Raw genomic sequence first — 21,433 nt, forward strand, 5'->3', positions numbered from 1 at the left:
CGTCATGGCACCAGAACCACCGCTGCTCCGCATGTCCGGCATCACCAAGTCGTTCCCCGGCGTCCGCGCGCTCGACGGCGTCGACCTGCACGTACAGGCCGGTGAAACGCACTGTCTGCTCGGTCAGAACGGCGCGGGCAAGTCCACGCTCATCAAGGTCCTCGCGGGTGCCCACCAGCCCGACGGCGGCACGATCGCCTGGCGCGGGGACCCGGTCACCCTGCGCTCGCCGATCGCCGCCATGCGGCTCGGCATCGCCACCATCTACCAGGAACTCGACCTGGTCGAGCACCTGTCCGTGGCCGAGAACGTCTTCCTCGGACACGAGCCGACTAGGGCCGGATGCGTCGTCCGCAGAGGCGCGGCCCAGGCGTCGACCGCCGCTCTGCTCACGCGGCTCGGGCACGCCGAGATCAGCCCCGCCCGCCTCGTGGGGGAGTTGTCCGCCGCCCAGCGGCAGATCGTGTCGATGGCCCGCGCGCTCTCGCACGACGTACGTCTCATCGTCATGGACGAGCCGTCGGCCGCGCTCGACCCGGACGAGGTCGACAACCTCTTCCGCATCGTCGGCGACCTCACCGCCGACGGCGTCGCGGTCGTGTACATCTCGCACCGGCTCGAGGAGATCCGCCGCATCGGCGACCGCGTCACCGTCCTGAAGGACGGCCGGGCCGTCGCGGTCGGGCTGCCCGCGCGACAGACGCCGACGCGCGAGATCGTCGCGCTGATGACGGGCCGCAGCGTGGAGTACGTCTTCCCGAAGCGGCCCGAAAGGGACGCGCGACAACTGCCGTCCGAGCCGCTCCTCACCGTCCACGGCCTGACCAGGGAGGGCGAGTTCGCACCCCTGGACCTGGCACTGCGGCCCGGGGAGATCGTCGGGCTCGCCGGGCTCGTCGGCTCCGGGCGGTCCGAGATCCTGGAGACCATCTACGGCGCGCGCAAGCCGACCGCGGGTCACGTCCGCGTGCACGGCAAGGCCCTGCGCCCCGGCAGCGTCCGCGCGGCCGTGCGCGCGGGGCTCGGCCTCGCCCCCGAGGAGCGCAAGGCGCAGGCCCTGCTGATGCTGGAGTCCGTCACGCGCAACGTGTCGGTGTCCTCCATGTCCCGCTTCTCGCGCGGCGGCTGGCTGGACCGGGGCACGGAGCGGGAGGCCGCCCGCGCCGCGACGCGGGAGCTGTCGCTCCGGCCCGACAACCCCTCGGCGCCCGTACGCACGCTGTCCGGCGGCAACCAGCAGAAGGCCGTCCTCGCCCGGTGGCTGCTGCGCGGCTGCCGGGTCCTGCTGCTCGACGAGCCGACGCGCGGCGTCGACGTCGGCGCCCGCGCCGAGCTGTACGCCGTGGTGCGGCGCCTCGCCGACGAGGGCCTGGCCGTGCTGCTCGTCTCCAGCGAGGTGCCCGAGGTCCTGGGCCTCGCCGACCGCGTCCTGGTGCTGCGCGAGGGCCGGGTGGTGCACACGGCGCCCGCGCGCGAGCTGGACGAACACCGCGTACTGGACCTGGTCCTGGCGTCCGGCACGGCGGCGGGCCGGGCGAGCCCGGGCGGCCCCGCGGACCCGGCAGGCCCCGAAGAACCGGCAGGCCCCGCGGACCCGGTAGGCCCCGCAGGCCCGGCTCGCCCCCAAGACCGTCGAGGCCCGGAAGGCACCGTCACCACGGAAGGGAGCCCGGAGTCATGACGCAGCCCGCATCGCCCGCCCGGCCCGTCACCGAGAAGAGCCCCCCGGCGGAGGGCGCGCGCGGCCCCCTGCGGGCCCTCGTCGCCCGCGCCGACCTGCGGACCCTGTCGCTGCTCGGCGTCCTGGCCGTCCTGGTCGTGATCGGCGGCGTCACCCAGCCCGACGCGTTCCTCGACACCGACAACGTCCAGCTGATCCTCACCCAGGCGTCCGTCATCGGCGTCGTCACCGTCGGCATGACCTTCGTCATCATCTCCGGCGGCATCGACCTGTCCGTCGGCGCGATCGTCGCGCTCGCCTCGGTGTGGGCGACGACCGTCGCCACCCAGGAGTACGGCTTCGCGGGGATCCTCTTCACGGCCGTCGTCGTCGGCCTCGGCTGCGGGCTCGTCAACGGGCTGCTCATCGCGTACGGCGGCATGGTGCCGTTCATCGCGACGCTCGCCATGCTGGCCTCGGGGCGCGGCCTGGCCCTGGAGATCACCGACGGCAAGACCCAGATGGTCACCGTCGACGGCGTCCTGAAGCTGGGCGAGCGCGACGCGTACGTGCTCGGCGTCCCGCCGCTCGTGCTCGTCTTCGCGGGCGTGACCCTCGTCGGCTGGCTGCTGCTCAACCGCACCACGTTCGGGCGCCGCTCGGTCGCGGTGGGCGGCAACGCGGAGGCCGCGCGCCTGGCCGGGATCGACGTACGACGGCAGCGGCTCTACCTCTATCTGCTCTCGGGCCTGTGCTGCGGCATCGCGGCCTTCCTCCTGGTCGTCCTGTCGGGCTCGGGCCAGAACACCAACGGCAACCTGTACGAACTCGACGCCATCGCCGCCGCGATCATCGGCGGCACCCTGCTCAGCGGCGGGCGCGGCACCATCACCGGCTCCGTGCTCGGCGTGCTGATCTTCACCACGATCACCAACATCTTCGCGCTCAACAACCTGGAGACCGCCGTCCAGCAGATCGCCAAGGGGGCGATCATCGTCGCCGCCGTCCTGGTGCAGCGCCGTACGGCCACCACCTGACCACCATCCGAAGGGGTCACCGCCATGCCACACAGCACGAGCCGCAGAGGGCTGCTCTTCGGGGCGGCCGCCGTGTCCGCGGGGGCCGTCCTGACGGGCTGCACCAGCAACGAGCCGAAGGACTCCGACAGCGACGACGCGCCCGCGGGCGACAACCGGCCCGTCGACGACAAGCCCGGCAAGGAAGTCACCATCGGCTTCGCCGGACCGCAGGCCGACCACGGCTGGCTGAACGCCATCAACGACAACGCCAAGGAGCGGGCGAAGAAGTACGAGGACGTCACCCTGGAGGCCACCGAGGGCTCCAACGACACGGCCGCCCAGATCGGCCAGGTCGAGACCCTCATCAACAAGAAGGTCGACGTCCTCGTCATCCTGCCCGCCGACGGCAAGGCCCTCACCCGGGTCGGCCTGAAGGCCATGAAGGCCGGGATCCCGGTGGTCAACCTCGACCGGATCTTCGCCTCCGCGCAGGCCTACCGCTGCTGGATCGGCGGCGACAACTACGGCATGGGCCTCAACGCCGGGCACTACATCGGCGAGAAGCTCAAGGGCACGAGGAACGCCCGCGTCGTGGAGCTCGCCGGGCTCGACAACCTGGAGCTGACCAAGCAGCGCACCAAGGGCTTCGACGACGCCCTGAAGAACTACCCCAACATCGAGAAGGTCGCCCGGCAGGCCGCCGAGTTCACCGTCGAGTCCGGCCAGGCCAAGATGTCGCAGCTGCTCCAGGCGCAGAAGAACATCGACGCCCTGTGGAACCACGACGACGACCAGGGAGTCGGCGCCCTGCGCGCCATCAAGCAGGCCGGACGCGACGACTTCCTGATGGTCGGCGGCGCGGGCGCCCTCTCCGCGTTCCAGGAGATCAAGGCCGACCGGGGCGTGCTGAAGGCCACCGTCCTGTACCCGCCGACGATGGCGGCGTCCGCGATCGACCTCGCCCGCGCGCTCGGCCAGGGCAAGGGCATCGGCGGCATGGCCGAGCACGAGATCCCGGCCTCCCTCACGCTCTACTCGGCCGTCGTCGACAAGGACAACGTCGACCAGTACATGTCCACCGGCTTCAAGTGAGGTGCCCCCAGCCCGCGCAGGAACCGCGAACCAGGCGTCGACGCGCCGACCAGGAGGAGTTACCGCATGAGTGAGACGGAGCACGAGGCCGCTTCCCGGGCTGCCGCTTCTGGGGTCGCCGCTTCCGGGGCTGCCGCTTCCGGGGTCGGGCCGACGGGGAGCCCGGCGGCCGCGCGGCGCCGCCTCGGCGTCGGGATGGTCGGCTACGCCTTCATGGGCGCCGCCCACTCCCAGGGCTGGCGGACCGTGGGGCGCGTCTTCGACCTGCCTCTCGACGCGCGGCTCGCGGCGGTCTGCGGCCGTGACGGCGCGGCCGTGCGCGCCGCCGCCGACCGGCTCGGCTGGGCGGCCGCCGAGACCGACTGGCGCGCGCTCATCGCCCGGGACGACGTCGACCTCGTCGATGTCTGCACCCCCGGCGACAGCCATGCGGAGATCGCCATCGCCGCCCTGGAGGCGGGCAAGCACGTGCTGTGCGAGAAGCCGCTCGCCAACACCGTGGAGGAGGCGGAGGCCATGGTCGCCGCCGCCGAACGGGCCCGCGGCCGCGGGCAGGTGGCCATGGTCGGCTTCAACTACCGGCGCGTGCCCGCCCTCGCACTCGCCCGCGAGCTGGTCGCCGCGGGCCGCCTCGGGACGCTGCGCCACGTACGCCTCACCTACCTCCAGGACTGGCTGGTCGACCCCGGCTTCCCGCTGACGTGGCGGCTGCGCAGGGACCGGGCGGGCTCGGGGGCCCTCGGCGACCTGGGCGCGCACATCGTGGACCTCGCGCACTACCTGACGGGCGAGCACGTCGCGGGCGTGTCGGCCCTGACGGAGACGTTCGTACGGGAACGTCCCCTGCTGGAGGGCGCGTCGCGGGGGCTCGCGGCGGGCGGCGCGGGGGCGGATGGCGCGGGGGCGGGGGGAGCCGGGACGGACGGCGCGGGGGCGGACGGTGCCGGAGCGGGTGGCGCCGGGGCGGGGGCAGGCGGTGCCGGGACGGGCCGGGGCGCGGTCGGCCAGGTCACGGTCGACGACGCCGCCGTCTTCACGGCCCGCTTCCCCTCCGGCGCCCTCGCCACCTTCGAGGCCACGCGGTTCGCGGCGGGCCGCAAGAACGCGCTGCGCCTCGAACTCAACGGCTCCGACGGCTCGTTGGCCTTCGATCTGGAGCGCCTGAACGAGCTCTCCTTCCACGACCACACCGAACCCGCCGCGTCGGCCGGGTTCCGCCGCATCCTCGTCACCGAGTCCACCCACCCCTACCTGGCGGCCTGGTGGCCGCCCGGCCACGGCCTCGGCTACGAGCACACCTTCGTGCACCAGGCCCGCGACCTGCTGCACGCCATCGCCACCGGCACCGCGCCCGAACCTTCCTTCGCCGACGGGCTCGCCGTGCAGCGCGTGCTCGCCGCGGTGGAGGAGAGCGCGCAGAAGAACTCCGTGTACACGCCGGTCGCGGCCGCACCGGCGGCGACCTGAGCCCCCGCGACAGCCCGCGCGACGTCCGCCTTAGGGAAAGGAACCGGCCATGCCCCGCTCGTTCACCCTCTTCACCGGCCAGTGGGCGGATCTGCCCCTGGAGGAGGTCTGCTCGCTGGCCCGCGACTTCGGCTACGACGGCCTCGAACTCGCCTGCTGGGGCGACCACTTCGAGGTCGACAAGGCCCTCGCCGACCCGTCGTACGCGGACGGCCGCCGCGCGCTGCTCGACAAGTACGGCCTGAAGTGCTGGGCCGTCTCCAACCACCTCGTCGGGCAGGCGGTGTGCGACGCCATCATCGACGAGCGCCACCGCGCGATCCTGCCCGCCCGCATCTGGGGCGACGGTGACGCGGAGGGCGTGCGGCGCCGGGCCGCCGCCGAGATGGCCGACACGGCGCGCGCGGCCGCGGCCTTCGGCGTACGGACGGTGGTCGGCTTCACCGGCTCGGCGATCTGGCACCTCGTGGCGATGTTCCCACCCGCGCCCGCGTCGATGATCGAGCGCGGCTACGAGGACTTCGCGGAGCGCTGGAACCCGATCCTGGACGTGTTCGACGCGGAGGGCGTCCGCTTCGCCCACGAGGTCCACCCGAGCGAGATCGCGTACGACTACTGGACCACGCGGCAGGCCCTGGACGCCGTCGGCCACCGCCCCGCCTTCGGCCTCAACTTCGACCCGTCGCACTTCGTGTGGCAGGACCTCGACCCGGTGTCGTTCCTCTGGGACTTCCGCGAGCGCGTCTACCACGTCGACTGCAAGGAGGCCCGGCGCCGCCTCGACGGCCGCAACGGCCGCCTCGGCTCCCATCTGCCCTGGGGCGACCCGCGCCGCGGCTGGGACTTCGTCTCGGCGGGTCACGGGGACGTCCCCTGGGAGGACGTCTTCCGCATGCTGCGCGCCATCTCCTACGACGGCCCGATCTCGGTCGAGTGGGAGGACGCGGGCATGGACCGCCTCCAGGGCGCCCCCGAGGCCCTCCGCCACCTCAAGTCGTACGACTACGAGCCCCCCACGACCTCCTTCGACGCGGCCTTCGCGAAGTAGCCCCTGGCCGTTCATCGGCGCTCCGCGCTCGTCCTCAAACGCCGGACGGGCTGGAACCGTCCGCTGGGCCGCGGTCGAGACCCTTCAGCCCGTCCGGCGTTTGAGGACGAGCGCGCCAGCGCGATGGGCGGCCGGAGTGCCAGGGGCGGCGGGGTGCCAGGGGCGGCCAGCCCCTGGTTCGGGAAGGGGTGGGTCTGGGGCGCACCGCGAGGAACACTCACTTTGTCCCGCCCAAGGAAGAAGCCCAACACCCCCACCGCACAAGGGCTTTCCGCCACGGACAAACGCGGCTACCGTCGCTGAGGTGTACAGGACATATCCCCGGGGTGACGGCGCACCCCGGGCGCCAGGCACCCGCCAGCTCCACACGGCCCCCGACCGGAGGACCCCGTGCACAGACCGCGCCCCACCCCCCGCAAGGCCCTCGCCCTGCTCACCGGCACCCTCCTCACCGCCGCCACCCTCACCGTCGCCGCCCCCCACAGCACGGCCCAAGCGCCGTCGGGGCCGCGCGCGGAGGATTTCCAGCAGGTCACCCTCGCCAAGGGCGAGCCGGAGATGGGCGAGCCCATGACCCTCGCCGTGCTCCCCGACCGCTCGGTCCTGCACACCTCCCGCGACGGCACGGTGCGCCTGACGGACGCCAAGGGAGTAACGAAGGTCGCCGGTAGGATCCCGGTGTACACGCACGACGAGGAAGGCCTGCAAGGCGTCGGCATCGACCCGAACTTCCGCAAGAACAGGGCGGTCTACCTCTACTACGCCCCGCGCCTGAGCACCCCCGCGGGCGACGCGCCCAGCGACGGCACCGCGGCGGACTTCAAGAAGTTCGACGGCGTGAACCGGCTGTCCCGCTTCGTGCTCAAGCCCGACGGCACCCTGGACCTGGCCGGGGAGAAGAAGGTCATCGACGTCCCCGCGAGCCGCGGCATCTGCTGCCACGTCGGCGGCGACATCGACTTCGACCGGCAGGGCAACCTCTACCTCTCGACCGGCGACGACTCCAACCCCTTCGCCTCCGACGGCTACACCCCCATCGACGAGCGCGCGAGCCGCAACCCCGCGTACGACGCCCAGCGCACCGCCGCCAACACCAACGACCTGCGCGGCAAGATCCTCCGCATCAAGGTCAGGGACGACGGCTCGTACACCGTCCCCCGCGGCAACCTCTTCGCCAAGGGCACCGCGAAGACCCGCCCGGAGATCTACGCGATGGGCTTCCGCAACCCCTTCCGGATGAGCGTCGACAAGCCCACCGGCATCGTGTACCTCGGCGACTACGGCCCCGACGCGGGCAAGGCCGACCCGAAGCGCGGCCCGGCCGGACAGGTCGAGTTCACCCGCGTGACGAAGCCCGGCAACTACGGCTGGCCGTACTGCACCGGCAAGAACGACGCCTACGTCGACTACGACTTCGCCACCGGCGCCTCCGGCGCGGCCTTCGACTGCGCCGCCCCGCGCAACACCTCGCCGCGCAACACCGGGCTGACCCAGCTGCCGCCCGCGCAGCCCGCGTGGATCCCGTACGACGGCGGCTCGGTCCCGGAGTTCGGCACCGGCTCGGAGTCGCCGATGGGCGGCCCGGTCTACCGCTACGACGCGAACCTGGCATCGCTGGTGAAGTTCCCCCAGGCCTACGACGGGAACTACTTCGCGGGTGAGTTCGGACGGCGCTGGATCAAGCGCATCGACCAGGGCGCGGACGGCGCCGTGAAGTCCATCAACGCCTTCCCCTGGAAGGGCACCCAGGTGATGGACATGGAGTTCGGCCCGGACGGGGCGCTGTACGTCCTCGACTACGGCACCGGCTACTTCAACGGCGACCACAACTCCGCCCTGTACCGCATCGAGAACGCCACCGGCGGCCACTCGCCGGTCGTCGAGGCCGCGGCCACGGTGACCAGCGGCCAGGCCCCGCTGAAGACCCAGTTCACGGCCAAGGCCACGGACGCCGACGGCGACGCGCTCACCTACGCCTGGGACTTCGGCGACGGCACCACGTCCACCGAGCAGAACCCCTCGCACACGTACGACAAGAACGGCGTCTACACCGCGACCGTCACCGCCAAGGACCCCGGCGGCCGCACCGGCACCGCGAGCGCGCACGTCACCGTCGGCAACACCGCGCCCACCGTGAAGCTGGAACTCCCCGGCGACGGACAGCTGTTCACCTTCGGTGACAAGGTGCCCTTCAAGGTGACCGTGACCGATCCCGAGGACGGCGCCGTCGACTGCTCCAAGGTCAAGGTCACCCACATCCTCGGCCACGACAGCCACGGCCACCCGGTCACCTCCGCGAACGGCTGCGCAGGCACCCTCCAGACGTCCGCGGACAGCGAGCACGACCCGAACGCGAACATCTTCGGCGTCTTCGACGCCGAGTACACCGACCAAGGCGCCAACGGCCAGCCCCCGCTGACCACCCACGACCAGAACGTCACCCAGACCCGGCACCGCCAGGCCGAGCACTACGGCGCCTCCCAGGGCGTGAGCGTCATCAGCCACACCCCCGCCCACGGCGGCAAGACGGTCGGTGACATCCACAACGGCGACTGGATCTCCTTCACGCCCTACCAGCTGAGCAACGCCACGAAGCTGACGGCACGCGTCGCCTCCGCGGGCTCCGGCGGCACCCTGGAGATCCGCGCGGGCGCGGCCGACGGCACGCTGCTCGGCAGCGCCAAGGTCGACCCGACCGGGTCGTGGGAGACGTACACCGACGTCAGCACGGCCCTCACGGGCGCGCCCGCGGGGACGACCACGCTCTATCTGGTCTTCAAGGGCGCGGGCACGGGCGCCCTGTACGACGTCGACGACTTCACCTTCACCACGAGCTGAGAGGGAGGCACCGCGATGCGCGCACGCGCGCGGCTCGTCGTCGCCACGGCGGCCGCCACCCTGCTGATCGGGTGCGCCTCGGGCCCCGCACAGTCCCGGCCCGACCCCGACGACGGCGGGCGTACGGGCGGCGACGGCGAACGGGTCCTGGTCTTCTCCAAGACCGCCGGTTTCCGCCACGACTCGATCCCGGACGGCATCGCCGCCGTCCGGGACCTGGGCGCCGCCCACGGCTTCTCCGTCGACGCCACGGACGACGCCCGCGCCTTCACCCCCAAGAACCTGTCCCGCTACGACGCCGTCGTCTGGCTCTCCACCACCGGCGACGTCCTCAACTCCGCCCAGCAGACCGCCTTCGAACGATACGTCCGCGCGGGCGGCGGCTACGTCGGCGTCCACGCGGCCGCCGACACCGAGTACGACTGGCCCTTCTACGGCGACCTCGTCGGCGCCCACTTCCAGTCGCACCCGGCCGTCCAGCCCGCGAAGATCAAGGTCGAGGACCACGCCCACCCGGCGACGGCCCACCTCGGCGCCGACTGGGACCGCACCGACGAGTGGTACAACTACCGCTCCAACCCCCGCACTCGGGCCCGGATCCTGGCCTCCCTCGACGAGTCCTCGTACAGCGGCGGCTCGATGGGCGGCGACCACCCCATCGCCTGGTGCCAGAGCTCCGTCGACGGCGGCGCCGGGCGCTCCTTCTACACCGGCGGCGGCCACACCAAGCAGTCCTACGCCGACCCCGCCTTCCGCCGCCACCTCCTCGGCGGCATCCAGTACGCCACGGGCGCCGCTCGGGCCGACTGCCGCCCCGAGCAGGGCTACACCTCCCTGTTCGACGGCACCGCCGCCTCCCTCACCCGGTGGAAACAGGCCGGGCCCGGGTCCTTCGCCCTGGCCGCCGACGGCACCCTCACCTCCGTCGGCGGCATGGGCCTCCTCTGGTACGCCCACCGCTCCTTCGCCTCCTACTCCCTCAAGCTCGACTGGAAGATGACCGGGTCCGACAAGGGCGACAACTCCGGTGTCTTCGTGGGCTTCCCGCCCTCCGACGACCCGTGGTCGGCCGTCAACAACGGCTACGAGATCCAGATCGACGCCACCGACGTCCCGGAGAAGACCACCGGATCGGTGTACGGCTTCAAGTCCGCCGACCTGGCCGCCCGCGACCGCGCCCTGAACCCGCCGGGCCAGTGGAACACCTACGAACTCCGCGTCGAGGGCGAACGCCTGCGGATCTGGCTCAACGGCACCCTGATCAACGACTACACCAACACCGACCCCGCCCGCAGCCTGCGCGACGGCCACATCGGCATCCAGAACCACGGTGCCGACGACCAGGTCGCCTTCCGCGACATCCGCGTACGGGACCTGGCCGCGGCCCCCGCCCCCGCCCCCGAGGCCCAGGGAGCGGGCGCCCGATAGACGGCGGTGGGCGGAGGACGCCGGACCTCCGCCCACCGTCCCAACGTCTTGTCGCCGTCTTGCCTCCTCGCGAGGCACATGTGATGACTGAGCGCATGCGCACCGACCGCGTGCCGAGACAGGAGGCAGCCGTGTCCACTACCGCTACCGAGGAACCCACGGGGGTGTGGCTGATCGGCGCCCGGGGATCCGTCGCGACCACGGCCGTCGCGGGCTGCGCGGCGATATCGGCAGGACTGCACCCACCGACCGGCATGGTCACGGAGACCCCGCCCTTCGCCCGCGCCGGGCTGCCCGCCCTGTCCTCCCTCGTCTTCGGTGGCCACGACACCGTGGAGTGCCCCCTGCCCAAACGCGCCGAACAACTGGCCGCCCAGGGCGTCCTGCCGCACGGCCTGCCCACGGCCATCCGCGCCGAACTCGTCGCCGCCGACGCCGAGATCCGCACCGGCGGCCCCCTGCCCGGCGACACCCGCACCGACGAGGAGCTCATCACCGCCTTCACCTCCGAAATCTCCGACTTCCTCCACCGCCACGGCCTCACCCGCGCGGTCGTCATCAACGTGGCCTCCACGGAACCGACCCGGCTCGCGGCGACACCTGGGCCTGCCGGGGCGACGGGGGCTGCCGGGGCTGCCGGGGACAGCGGGCCTCTCGGGATGGCTGGGTCCGCCGGGGCACCCCGGCCTGCCGAGGCCAGGGGGGCTGTCGGGTCTGCCGAGGTCACCGGTGACGCCGGGCCCACCGAACTGCATCGCGGCGCGGGGTCGCCCCCGGGCCGCCGCCTCCCGGCCAGCTCCCTCTACGCGACAGCGGCCCTCCGCGCGGGCTGCCCCTATGTGAACTTCACCCCCTCCATCGGCCTGCACCACCCCGCCCTCGCCGACCTCGCCACGTCCAGCGGGCTCCCGTACGCGGGCCGCGACGGCAAGACGGGCCAGACCCTCCTTCGCTCCGTGCTCGGCCCGATGTTCGCCCAGCGGGCCCTGGCCGTCCGCGCCTGGTCCGGGACGAACCTCCTCGGCGGCGGTGACGGCGCCGCCCTCGCCGACCCGGACGCGGCCGCCGCCAAGAACGCGGGCAAGGAGCGCGTCCTCGCCGACACCCTCGGCGCCGTCCCCCAGGGCGCCGTCCACATCGACGACGTCCCCGCCCTCGGCGACTGGAAGACCGCCTGGGACCACATCGCCTTCGACGGCTTCCTCGGCACCCGCATGATCCTCCAGACCACCTGGCAGGGGTGCGACTCCGCCCTCGCCGCCCCCTTGATCCTCGATCTGGCCCGCCTCCTCTCCGCCGCCCACACCCACGGCCTCACCGGCCCCCGCCCCGAACTCGCCTTCTACTTCAAGGACCCCGACCCCGGCGCGCCCGCGGCCCTCGGGGACCAGTACGCCGCGCTCACCGCCTTCGCCGCCCGCCTCCAGGGACGGGGTGAGTAACCGTGCCCTCCCTCCGTGCCCACGCCCGCGCCTGGGCCGAACTCCTGCGGCTCCCCGCCCTGTTCACCGTCCCCGGCGACGCCCTGGCAGGCGCCGCCGCCACCGGCCTGCGCCCCGGCCGGGGCACCGCCCTCGCCCTCACCTCCTCCCTCTGCCTCTACGAGGCGGGCATGGCCCTCAACGACTGGGCCGACCGCGCCGAGGACGCCGTGGACCGCCCGCACCGCCCCATCCCCTCCGGCCGCGTCCACCCCACCGCCGCCCTCACGGCCGCCGCCGCGCTGACCGCCGCGGGCCTGGCCCTGGCCGCCCGAGCAGGCCGCCCCGCCCTCACCGTGGCCACCGCCCTGGCAGGCACCGTCTGGGCCTACGACCTGAGCCTCAAGCACACCAAGGCAGGCCCCACCACCATGGCCACGGCCCGAGCGCTGGACCTCCTCCTCGGTGCGATGGCTACGGCTTCGGGGTCGGGCGCGGGACACGTGGGAGCGGGGTGGGGGCGGGGGGCTGCCGGGCCAGCCGGGGTTGCCGGACCCGCGAGGACCGACGGGGCAGCCAGGCGCGCGAGGACGGCCACGGTTACCAGGACTGCGGGGGCTGCCCGGCCAGTCGATGCCGCGGGGTCCGCCGGGGCAGCCGGGGGCGACGGCCCTGGCAGGGCCTGGCGTGTAAGTGGCCCAGGTCGGCCTCCCCGGGTGGTCCGTTCGGGACGGGCCCTCCGGGGGAGCGCGGGCCGGGTGAGCTCCGCGCTGCCCGCCGCCCTGGCCCTCGGCGCGCACACCTTCGCCGTCACCTCCGTCTCCCGCCATGAGACCCAAGGCGGCTCAACCACGGCCCCGTTGGGCGCTCTCGCCACGACCCTCGCGCTGGCCCACGCGGTGGCCCGGCCTCGGCGGCCAGCGGGCGGTCCTCCTTCGCACTGGCGGGCGGCGCACGACCCTCCTGCACTCCCGCAGACGGCGGACGGCCCTCCGCTCCCGGCAGGCCGACGGCCAGCAGCCAGGCTCGGCCTGCCGGGCACCACGCGACCGGCCCGCCCGGCCGTAGACCCCGGTGCCCTCACCCGGACCGCCCTCGCCCTGGCCTACACCGCGACCGCCGGTCGGCCCTTCCTCCACGCGGCCCTGAACCCCTCACCTCCCTTGACCCAGCGCGCCGTCGGCGGCGGCATCCGTGCCCTCATCCCGCTGCAGGCCGCGCTCGCCGCGCGGTCCGGAGCTCTCGGCAGCGCCCTCGTCGCAGCGAGCCTGGCCCCGGCGGCCCGCCGCTTCGCCCGCCGGGTGAGCGTCACATGACCGCCGCGAACGAGCGCCCACCCGCGCGGGGAGCCTCGCGCTGCGATGGCCCCGGCGCCGGAGCCCCGGCCTCCCCGGCGGCCCCGGCCGCAGGTCACCCCGCTGACGGCGCCCCCGCGCACCTCCGCTTCGGCTATGGCACCAACGGCCTCACCGACCTCCGTCTCGACGACGCCCTCGGCCTCCTCGCCGACCTCGGCTACTCCGGTGTCGGCCTCACGCTCGACCACATGCACCTCGACCCCCTCGCCCCCGACCTGGCCGCCCGCACCCGGAGGGTGGCCCGGCGCCTGGACCGGCTGGGGCTGACGGTCACCGTGGAGACGGGCGCCCGCTATGTGCTCGACCCACGCCGCAAGCACGGGCCCTCCCTGCTGGACCCCGACCCGCAGGGCCGTGCCGAACGGGTCCGCCTCCTCGTCCGCGCCGTGCAGGTCGCCACGGACCTCGGCGCCCTCGCCGTGCACTGCTTCAGCGGCATCACACCGGACGGCACCCCCGTGGACACCGCCTGGTCGCGGCTCACCGACGCGCTCCTGCCCGTCCTGGACGCCGCGTCCGAGGCCCGCCTGCCGCTGGCCGTCGAGCCCGAACCCGGCCATCTCCTCGCCACCCTCGCCGACTTCCACCACCTCCGTCATCTCCTCGGCGACCCCGAACTCCTGGGTCTGACCCTCGACATCGGCCACTGCCAGTGCCTCGAACCGCAGCCGCCCGCCGACTGCGTCCGCGCCGCCGCCCCGTGGCTGCGGCACGTCCAGATCGAGGACATGCGCCGAGGCGTCCACGAACACCTCCCCTTCGGTGACGGCGAGATCGACTTCCCGCCCGTCCTACGCGCCCTCGCCGACACCGGCTACCAAGGCCTGACCGTCGTCGAGCTGCCCCGCCACTCCCATGCGGGCCCACAACTCGCCGCCCAGTCGCTGGACTTCCTCCGCCGGGCCGCCGCCATCGCGCGGCCACATCTCGACCCCCGCGGCACCCTCACCTCCCCTCGTGCTCCCTCCGGTCCTGTCACTGTCCCGCCGCCGCCCCGCGAGGCCTCACCCCGAGGACGAACCCCGTGACCGACACGCCCGCCGTCGCCGACCTCCGCTCCCGCCTCGACGCCACCCTCGGTGGCGCCGCCCGTGCCTGGCTCGACCAGGCCGTCGCCGAAGCCACCGCGAACCCCACCGCCGACGACCTGGCCGCCCATCCCACTTGGGAGCTGCGGTTCGCCGAGGCCGGTCGCCGGTGCGGGCCCGAGCACGCCGACGCCGCCCGCCTGCTGCTGCTCCACGCCGCCCGCGCCGACACCGCCACCCTCACCCGCCTCTACGACCAGGGCACCGCCGCCGAACGCCGCGCCGTCCTGCGCTCCCTCCCTCTCCTGGTGGCGGGCCCCGACGCGCTGCCGCTGGTCGACGACGCCCTGCGCACCAACGACACCCGCCTCCTCGCCGCCGCCCTCGGCCCCTACGCCGCCGCTCACCTCCCCTCGCACGCCTGGCGGCACGCCGTCCTCAAGTGCCTGTTCACCGGTGTGCCCGTGGACGCCGTCGCCGACCTGGAGCGCCGGGCCCACGCCGACGCCGAACTGGCCCGGATGCTCGCCGACTACGCGGACGAACGCACCGCCGCCGGCCGCCCCGTCCCCGGCGATCTGCGTCGCGTCCTGGCCCTGGCCGCCCCACCGGACCCTTCGGACCGCCCGGACCCAGTGGCTTCCGTGACCGTCACGGCCCCTTCGACCCCGATCGGCGAGGAGCAGGAGTCCTGATGCGCATCTTCGACCCCCACATCCACATGAGCTCCCGCACCACCGACGACTACCAGGCCATGCACGCCGCAGGGGTGCGCGCCGTCGTCGAACCGGCCTTCTGGCTGGGGCAGCCCCGCACCTCGCCCGCCTCCTTCGTCGACTACTTCGACTCCCTCCTCGGCTGGGAGCCCTTCCGCGCCGCCCAATACGGCATCGCCCACCACTGCACGATCGCGCTCAACCCCAAGGAGGCGAACGACGCGCGCTGCACCCCCGTCCTCGACCTGCTGCCCCGGTATCTGGTGAAGGACAACGTCGTCGCCGTCGGCGAGATCGGCTACGACTCCATGACACCCGCCGAGGACACCGCCCTCGCGGCGCAATTGCAGCTCGCCGCCTACCACGAGCTGCCCGCGCTCGTGCACACCCCGCACCGCGACAAACTCGCGGGACTGCGCCGCACCCTGGACGTCGTCGCGGAGTCCGCGCTGCCCCTGGACCGGGTCCTGATCGACCACCTCAACGAGACCACTGTCAAAGAAGCCAAGGACGCGGGCTGCTGGCTCGGCTTCTCCATCTATCCCGACACCAAGATGGACGAGGAGCGGATGGTCGCGATCCTGCGCCAGTACGGCCCGGAGCACGTCCTCGTGAACTCGGCGGCCGACTGGGGCAGGAGCGACCCCCTCAAGACCCGCAAGGTCGGCGACGCGATGCTCGACGCCCGGTTCACCGAGGACGACGTCGACCGCGTGCTGTGGCGCAACCCCATCGCCTTCTACGGGCTCAGTGGCCGCCTCGCCCTGGACGTCGCGGACACCGACGCCACCCACGAGGGCAACTCCATCCTCCGCGGCGGGGCGTGACCCATGCGCTTCCGCCATCCCGACGGCTCCACCGTCCACCTCGCCTACTGCACGAACGTCCACCCCGCCGAGACCCTCGACGGTGTCCTCGCCCAGCTCCGCGACCACTGCGAACCCGTCCGCAAGCGGCTCGGCCGCGATCGCCTCGGCATCGGGCTGTGGCTCGCCAAGGACGCCGCCCACGCCCTCGTCACGGACCCGGCCGCGGTGCGCGGGCTGCGCACCGAACTCGACCGGCGCGGCCTGGAAGTGGTCACCCTCAACGGCTTCCCCTATGAGGGCTTCGGCTCCGCCGAGGTCAAGTACCGCGTCTACAAGCCGGACTGGGCCGACCCCGAGCGCCTGGAGCACACCACCTCCCTGGCCCGCGTCCTCGCCCAACTGCTGCCCGACGACGTCACCGAAGGCACCATCTCCACCCTGCCGTTGGCCTGGCGCACCGCCTTCGGCCCGGCCCGCGCCCAGGCCGCCCGCGCCGCCCTCGGCTCGCTCGCCCAGCGCCTCGACGCCCTCGCCGAACTCACCGGGCGGTCCATCCGCGTCGGCCTGGAACCCGAACCCGGCTGCACCGTCGAGACCACCGGCGACGCCATCGAACCCCTCACCGAGGTCGGCCACCACCGCATCGGCGTCTGCGTCGACACCTGTCACCTCGCCACCTCCTTCGAAGACCCGCACACCGCCCTCGACGCCCTCGCCGCCGCGGGCATCCCCGTCGTCAAAACCCAGCTCTCCGCCGCCCTGCACGCCGAACACCCCCACCTCCCCGAAGTACGCGCGGCCCTCGCCGCCTTCGACGAGCCCCGCTTCCTGCACCAGACCCGCACCGTGCCGCACGGCCCCGCCCGCCCGGCCACGGCGGGAGCCCCGGGCGCCGTCCTGCGCGGCACCGACGACCTCGGCGAGGCCCTCGCCCCCGGCGCCCTGCCCGACACGGCACCCTGGCGCGCCCACTTCCACGTACCGCTGCACGCGGCCCCCGCGCCGCCGCTCACCTCCACGCTCTCCGTCCTCAAGGACACGCTCGCCCTGCTCGTCGGCGGACCGCACTCACGCACCCGCCACCTCGAGGTCGAGACCTACACCTGGCAGGCCCTCCCGCCCGAGCTGCGCCCGCGCGCCCGCCCCCAGCTCGTCGACGGCATCGCCGCCGAACTCACCCTCGCCCGCGACCTCCTGACGGACCTCGGCCTGAAGGAACTGCCATGACACCTCCCGTTCCAGGACGGCCGAACCCGCTCCTCGTCCTCGACGTCGTCGGCCTCACCCCCCAGCTGCTCGCCCATATGCCCCACCTCGCGGCCCTCGGCGAATCCGGCTCCCGAGCACCCCTCGGCACCGTCCTGCCCGCCGTCACCTGCGCCGCCCAATCGACGTTCCTCACCGGCGCCACCCCCGCTGAGCACGGCATCGTCGGCAACGGCTGGTACTTCCGCGAGCTCGGCGAGGTCCTGCTGTGGCGCCAGCACAACGGCCTCGTCGCGGGCGACAAGCTGTGGGACGCCGCCCGCCGCGCCCACCCCGGCTATACCGTCGCCAACATCTGCTGGTGGTACGCCATGGGCGCCGACACCGACATCACCGTCACCCCCCGCCCCGTGTACTACGCAGATGGCCGCAAGGAACCCGACTGCTACACCCGGCCCCCGGCCCTGCACGACGAACTCACCGAGAAATTCGGCACGTTCCCCCTCTTCCACTTCTGGGGCCCCGGCGCGGACATCGTCTCCAGCCGGTGGATCGTGGACGCCACCCACCACATCATCGATACCCGCCAACCTGACCTCGCCCTGTGCTACCTCCCTCATCTCGACTACGACCTGCAGCGATTCGGCCCCGACGACCCGCGCGCCCACCAGGCCGCCGCCGACCTGGACGCGGTGATCGCCCCGCTCCTCGAAGACGCGAAGGCCGAGGGCCGGACCGTCGTCGCCCTGTCCGAGTACGCCATCACACGGGTGAGCCGCCCCGTCGACATCAACCGCGCGCTGCGCCGCGCCGGACTCCTGGACGTGCACACCCAGGACGGCATGGAGTACCTCGACCCGATGGCTTCCCGGGCCTTCGCCGTCGCGGACCACCAGATCGCCCACGTGTACGTGCGGCGCCCCGAGGACGTGGAGGCCACCCGCGCGGCCCTCGACGGCCTGGCCGGTATCGACCAACTCCTCGACGACGAGGGGAAGAAGGCCCACCACCTGGACCATCCCCGCTCGGGGGAGCTGGTCGCCGTGGCCGAGGCCGACGCCTGGTTCACGTACTACTACTGGCTCGACGACGCCCGCGCGCCCGACTTCGCGCAGCTCGTCGAGATCCATCGCAAACCCGGCTACGACCCGGTCGAACTGTTCATGGACCCCGAGGATCCCTACGTCCGGCTGAAGGCCGCGGGCGCGCTCGCACGCAAGAAGCTCGGCATGCGCTACCGCATGGCGGTGGTGCCCCTGGACCCGTCACCTATTCGCGGCAGCCACGGCCGCCTCCCCACGAGCGAGGATCCCGATTCCGGACCGCTCATTCTGTGCTCCACCCCCCGCGCTGTCACCGGCCGCGTCGCGGCCACCGATGTGAAGTCCCTGCTGCTCCGGCTCGCCGGACTGGACTGAAGGCCCGCGAGCGCTCACGCGGACGCGGCGCCGTCAGCGCCCCGCTCGGCGGTGGCGTCGTCCACGCCGCCCCGTCCGCGTGGTTTCCACTGAACCAGAGAGCGCGGGCGTTGCCATCAGGGTTCGCCCCTGACCTGACCCCGAGGCGTTCTTCGAACCCATCCCTGACACCACCCTGACCCCTTCCTGGGAGGCCCGCATGAGCCGCAAGCCGACCCCCGACGACCCCGAGCTCGCCCACCGACTGAGCAGGCGCGGCGTGCTGGGCGTCGCCGCGGGCGCCACCGCGGCCGCGCTCGCCGGTACCGCTACCGCCGGGGGCCCGGCCTCGGCCGCCACCGCCCCGATCGCCGCCTCATCCCAGCCGTCCGGCAAGGGGCGCGGCCGCCCCGTCCTGCCGCCCGGCCGACTCGGCGTCCAGCTCTACAGCCTCCGCGACAAGGTGTCGTCCCTCGGGTTCGCCGCCGTCTTCGCCGAACTGGCGAGGTACGGATACGACGAGATCGAGTTCGCCGGGTACGCCCAGGGCTCCGCGGGCGCCATCACGCTCGCCCAGCTCAAGAGACTGGTCCGCGACCACGGGCTCACCGCCGTCGGCAGCCACGTTGGCTACTACAACGACGGCGACCCGAACGCGTACACGTTCGCGCAGAACCTCACCAAGGTCCTGGACGACGCAGAGGCCCTCGGTCTGCCGCACATCGGCACCGCGTCGGGCCCCTTCCGCCACGGCACGACCGTCGACGCCTGGAAGCGCGCCGCCGAGGACTTCAACACGTACGGCGAGGCCGCCCGGGCGCGGGGCATGAAGTTCTACCAGCACAACCACGCGGAGGAGTTCTCCTTCGCCACGGACAAGCCGAGCGTGCGCCTCTACGACGTGCTCCTCGCCGAGACCGACCCCGATCTCGTCTACCTGGAGATGGACATCTACTGGGCGTACAGCGCGCGGTTCCGCTTCGGGAAGCAGGTGGACGGCACCCCCAGGCCCTTCGACCCGATCGACTACGTCCTGCGGCGGCCGCACCGCTATCCGCTGTTCCACGTCAAGGACGGCATCCGTGACGACTCCACCCGCGACGGCTACCGCATGGTCGATGTCGGGGACGGCGACATCGACTACAAGAAGTTCCTGTCCAGGGTGACCGCCCGCACCCATGGAGGGCGCCGTTACCACCACTGGCAGGCGGAACACGACTCCCCGTCCGACTCCTTCGCCTTCGCGCGGAAGTCCAGCGCGCACCTGCACGCCCTGAGGGAGCGCTGCGGGGACTGACCGGGCCGGAAGGTCGGACCGGCCACGGGCCCGTACGAGGGTGCCGATCGACGCCCTGGGCGAGCCGACCGCTGCCAGGGGCCCCGACCGCCGCGGAGACGGCCGGGGCCCTCCCTGGGACCGGGAACGGCTCAGCCCGACCGTGCCAGCTCTCCACGCGCGCGTGGCGAGCTCGGCTGACGCAGCAGCAAGGAGAGGCCCGCCGCTAGCAGCGACACCGCTCCTGCCGTCGTATAGGCGCCGATGTAGCCCCAGGAGTGCACGACCATCGCGCCGACGCCCCCGCCGAACAGCCCGCTGACCAGCTTCGCGCTGTAGACCATGCCGTAGTTGGAGGCGTTGTTGTTCTCCCCGAAGTAGTCCGGGACCAGGGCGGCGAACAGCGGATAGAAAGCACCGCCCGCGAAGCCCGACAGGAAGGCGAAGACGAGGAACAGGGGCTCGTTGCGGATCTCACCCGCCCACAGGACGCCGAACTGCGCCACCGACAGGGCCAGGCACACGTACGTCAGTGTGGGACGCCGTCCCAGCAGGTCCGAGAGCCAGCCCACGACACCGCGCCCCGTGCCGTTGATCACCGACATGACGCCCATGGACGACGCGGCGATCATCGGCCCGAACCCCATCTCCTTGGCGAACGGCACCTGGAAGGAGATCCCGAAGATGGACACTCCCGCGCAGCAGAGCATGCACACCCACATCAGCGGCACGACGCCGGTGCGTAACGCCTCCCCTGGGGTGAACTGCGCGACGGCGGGAGGGTTCTTGGCGAGCGCGACGGCCGTCCGGCTGCCCGTCGCGGACCGCAGCGGATCGACGCTCTCGGGCCACCAGTTCTTCGGCGGGTCCTTGAAGAACAGGCCCGCCACCAGGGTCACGGAGAGCACGTAGAAGCCGACGAGGTCGAGCACGGTGTGGTAGTTGGAGGTGTCGAAGCCGTAGGAGAACAGGAAGATGAAGGGCACCGCTCCGTAGGCGAACCCTCCGTTGACGAAGCCCGTCTTGCCGCCGCGCCGCTCCGGATACCACTTGCCGACCATGTTGACGCACGTTGAGTAGATGAGTCCGGAGCCGACGCCGCCGAGCAGCCCGAAGCCGACCATCGCCGCCACGACGTTGGGCGCGTGGCTGAGGCTCATGAAGCCGAGCAGCGACAGGACGGAGCCCGTGAGCATCGCCGCCCGGCTGGTCAGGATGCCCTTCTCGCGCAGCTTCCCAGCCGGGAAGGAGACACCCGCCTGGAAGAAGATCCACACGCTCAGCACCCAGAAGGTGTTGGACGACGTCCAGTGGTGCGCGTCCGACAGGGTGTCCTCGGCCGCTCCGTAGGCGTACTCGAAGACGCTGATGGCGATCATGGACACCCAGGGGAGGGCGACCATCGTCCAGCGGGGGCGGCCCAGGATCTGCCGGTCGCTCTCGCCGACCCGGTAGACGCGCCCTCGCGCGTCCGTGAGCTCTCGGTACGGCCGGTCCGGCGCGTCGCGGCCACGCGAGTCGGGACCGCGGGTCTCGGGTCCGTGCGCGTCCGGCCCGGGGGAGCCGGGGCCGTGCGTGTCGGGCTCTGGGGTGTCCGGTCCCTGGGCGTCCGATCCGTGCGCGTCCGCACGGCCGGACGCGGGGTGTTCGGCGAAGGGCTCCGCCGTCAT

16 protein-coding genes are annotated in these 21,433 nt (G+C 73.0%); 15 read left to right on the forward strand and 1 reads right to left on the reverse strand.

Annotated features, from left to right (window positions below):
• Positions 1-4 precede the first annotated feature (4 nt).
• From ACIG3E_RS35520 to ACIG3E_RS35590, 15 genes are all read left to right on the forward strand, one after another.
• Entirely contained in the window at positions 5-1,681 is a 1,677-nt protein-coding gene (locus ACIG3E_RS35520; RefSeq protein ID WP_399624185.1) for an ATP-binding cassette domain-containing protein, read from the forward strand.
• Positions 1,678-2,697, forward strand: a complete 1,020-nt coding sequence (locus ACIG3E_RS35525; protein WP_399624187.1) for an ABC transporter permease — start codon at positions 1,678-1,680, stop codon at positions 2,695-2,697. The genes ACIG3E_RS35520 and ACIG3E_RS35525 overlap by 4 nt, the downstream gene beginning before the upstream one ends.
• Positions 2,698-2,721: 24 nt before the next feature.
• Positions 2,722-3,771: a substrate-binding domain-containing protein gene (locus tag ACIG3E_RS35530; protein ID WP_399624189.1), complete on the forward strand. Its 1,050-nt coding sequence runs from the start codon at positions 2,722-2,724 to the stop codon at positions 3,769-3,771.
• 66 nt (positions 3,772-3,837) lie between these two features.
• Positions 3,838-5,238 carry a Gfo/Idh/MocA family protein gene (locus ACIG3E_RS35535; protein WP_399624191.1) on the forward strand — a complete coding sequence of 467 codons (1,401 nt, stop codon included), beginning with the start codon at positions 3,838-3,840 and terminating at the stop codon, positions 5,236-5,238.
• A 49-nt stretch (positions 5,239-5,287) separates the two neighbouring features.
• Complete coding sequence (locus ACIG3E_RS35540; protein ID WP_399624194.1) at positions 5,288-6,286, forward strand: sugar phosphate isomerase/epimerase family protein; 999 nt, start codon at positions 5,288-5,290, stop codon at positions 6,284-6,286.
• A 390-nt stretch (positions 6,287-6,676) separates the two neighbouring features.
• Complete coding sequence (locus ACIG3E_RS35545; protein ID WP_399624196.1) at positions 6,677-9,124, forward strand: PQQ-dependent sugar dehydrogenase; 2,448 nt, start codon at positions 6,677-6,679, stop codon at positions 9,122-9,124.
• Positions 9,125-9,139: 15 nt separating this feature from the next.
• Positions 9,140-10,552, forward strand: coding sequence for a ThuA domain-containing protein (locus tag ACIG3E_RS35550; RefSeq protein WP_399624198.1), 1,413 nt, complete (start codon positions 9,140-9,142; stop codon positions 10,550-10,552).
• 95 nt (positions 10,553-10,647) lie between these two features.
• A complete protein-coding gene (locus ACIG3E_RS35555) occupies positions 10,648-11,994 on the forward strand; it encodes an inositol-3-phosphate synthase (protein ID WP_399624299.1) in 1,347 nt (448 codons plus the stop codon).
• Between the two features lie 2 nt (positions 11,995-11,996).
• On the forward strand, positions 11,997-13,289 hold the full coding sequence (locus ACIG3E_RS35560) for a UbiA family prenyltransferase (protein ID WP_399624200.1): 1,293 nt from the start codon (positions 11,997-11,999) through the stop codon (positions 13,287-13,289).
• On the forward strand, positions 13,286-14,359 hold the full coding sequence (locus ACIG3E_RS35565) for a sugar phosphate isomerase/epimerase family protein (RefSeq protein WP_399624202.1): 1,074 nt from the start codon (positions 13,286-13,288) through the stop codon (positions 14,357-14,359). Before ACIG3E_RS35560 ends, ACIG3E_RS35565 begins: the two co-directional genes overlap by 4 nt.
• Entirely contained in the window at positions 14,356-15,054 is a 699-nt protein-coding gene (locus ACIG3E_RS35570) for an EboA domain-containing protein (protein ID WP_399624204.1), read from the forward strand. Before ACIG3E_RS35565 ends, ACIG3E_RS35570 begins: the two co-directional genes overlap by 4 nt.
• Positions 15,054-15,902: a TatD family hydrolase gene (locus ACIG3E_RS35575; protein ID WP_399624206.1), complete on the forward strand. Its 849-nt coding sequence runs from the start codon at positions 15,054-15,056 to the stop codon at positions 15,900-15,902. Before ACIG3E_RS35570 ends, ACIG3E_RS35575 begins: the two co-directional genes overlap by 1 nt.
• 3 nt (positions 15,903-15,905) lie before the next feature.
• The gene (gene eboE / locus ACIG3E_RS35580; RefSeq protein WP_399624208.1) at positions 15,906-17,111 is read left to right on the forward strand and encodes a metabolite traffic protein EboE; all 1,206 of its coding nucleotides are present in this window, start codon (positions 15,906-15,908) and stop codon (positions 17,109-17,111) included.
• A complete protein-coding gene (locus ACIG3E_RS35585; protein ID WP_399624210.1) occupies positions 17,108-18,508 on the forward strand; it encodes a nucleotide pyrophosphatase/phosphodiesterase family protein in 1,401 nt (466 codons plus the stop codon). Before eboE ends, ACIG3E_RS35585 begins: the two co-directional genes overlap by 4 nt.
• Positions 18,509-18,707: 199 nt before the next feature.
• Positions 18,708-19,784, forward strand: coding sequence for a sugar phosphate isomerase/epimerase family protein (locus tag ACIG3E_RS35590; RefSeq protein ID WP_399624212.1), 1,077 nt, complete (start codon positions 18,708-18,710; stop codon positions 19,782-19,784).
• Positions 19,785-19,915: 131 nt separating this feature from the next.
• Here the strand turns inward: ACIG3E_RS35590 and ACIG3E_RS35595 are convergent, their stop codons facing one another.
• Positions 19,916-21,433 (reverse strand): OFA family MFS transporter, encoded by a 1,518-nt coding sequence (locus tag ACIG3E_RS35595; protein ID WP_399624214.1) that lies wholly within the window; start codon positions 21,431-21,433, stop codon positions 19,916-19,918.

Source organism: Streptomyces sp. NPDC053474 (genome assembly GCF_044544845.1).
Classification (GTDB): domain Bacteria; phylum Actinomycetota; class Actinomycetes; order Streptomycetales; family Streptomycetaceae; genus Streptomyces.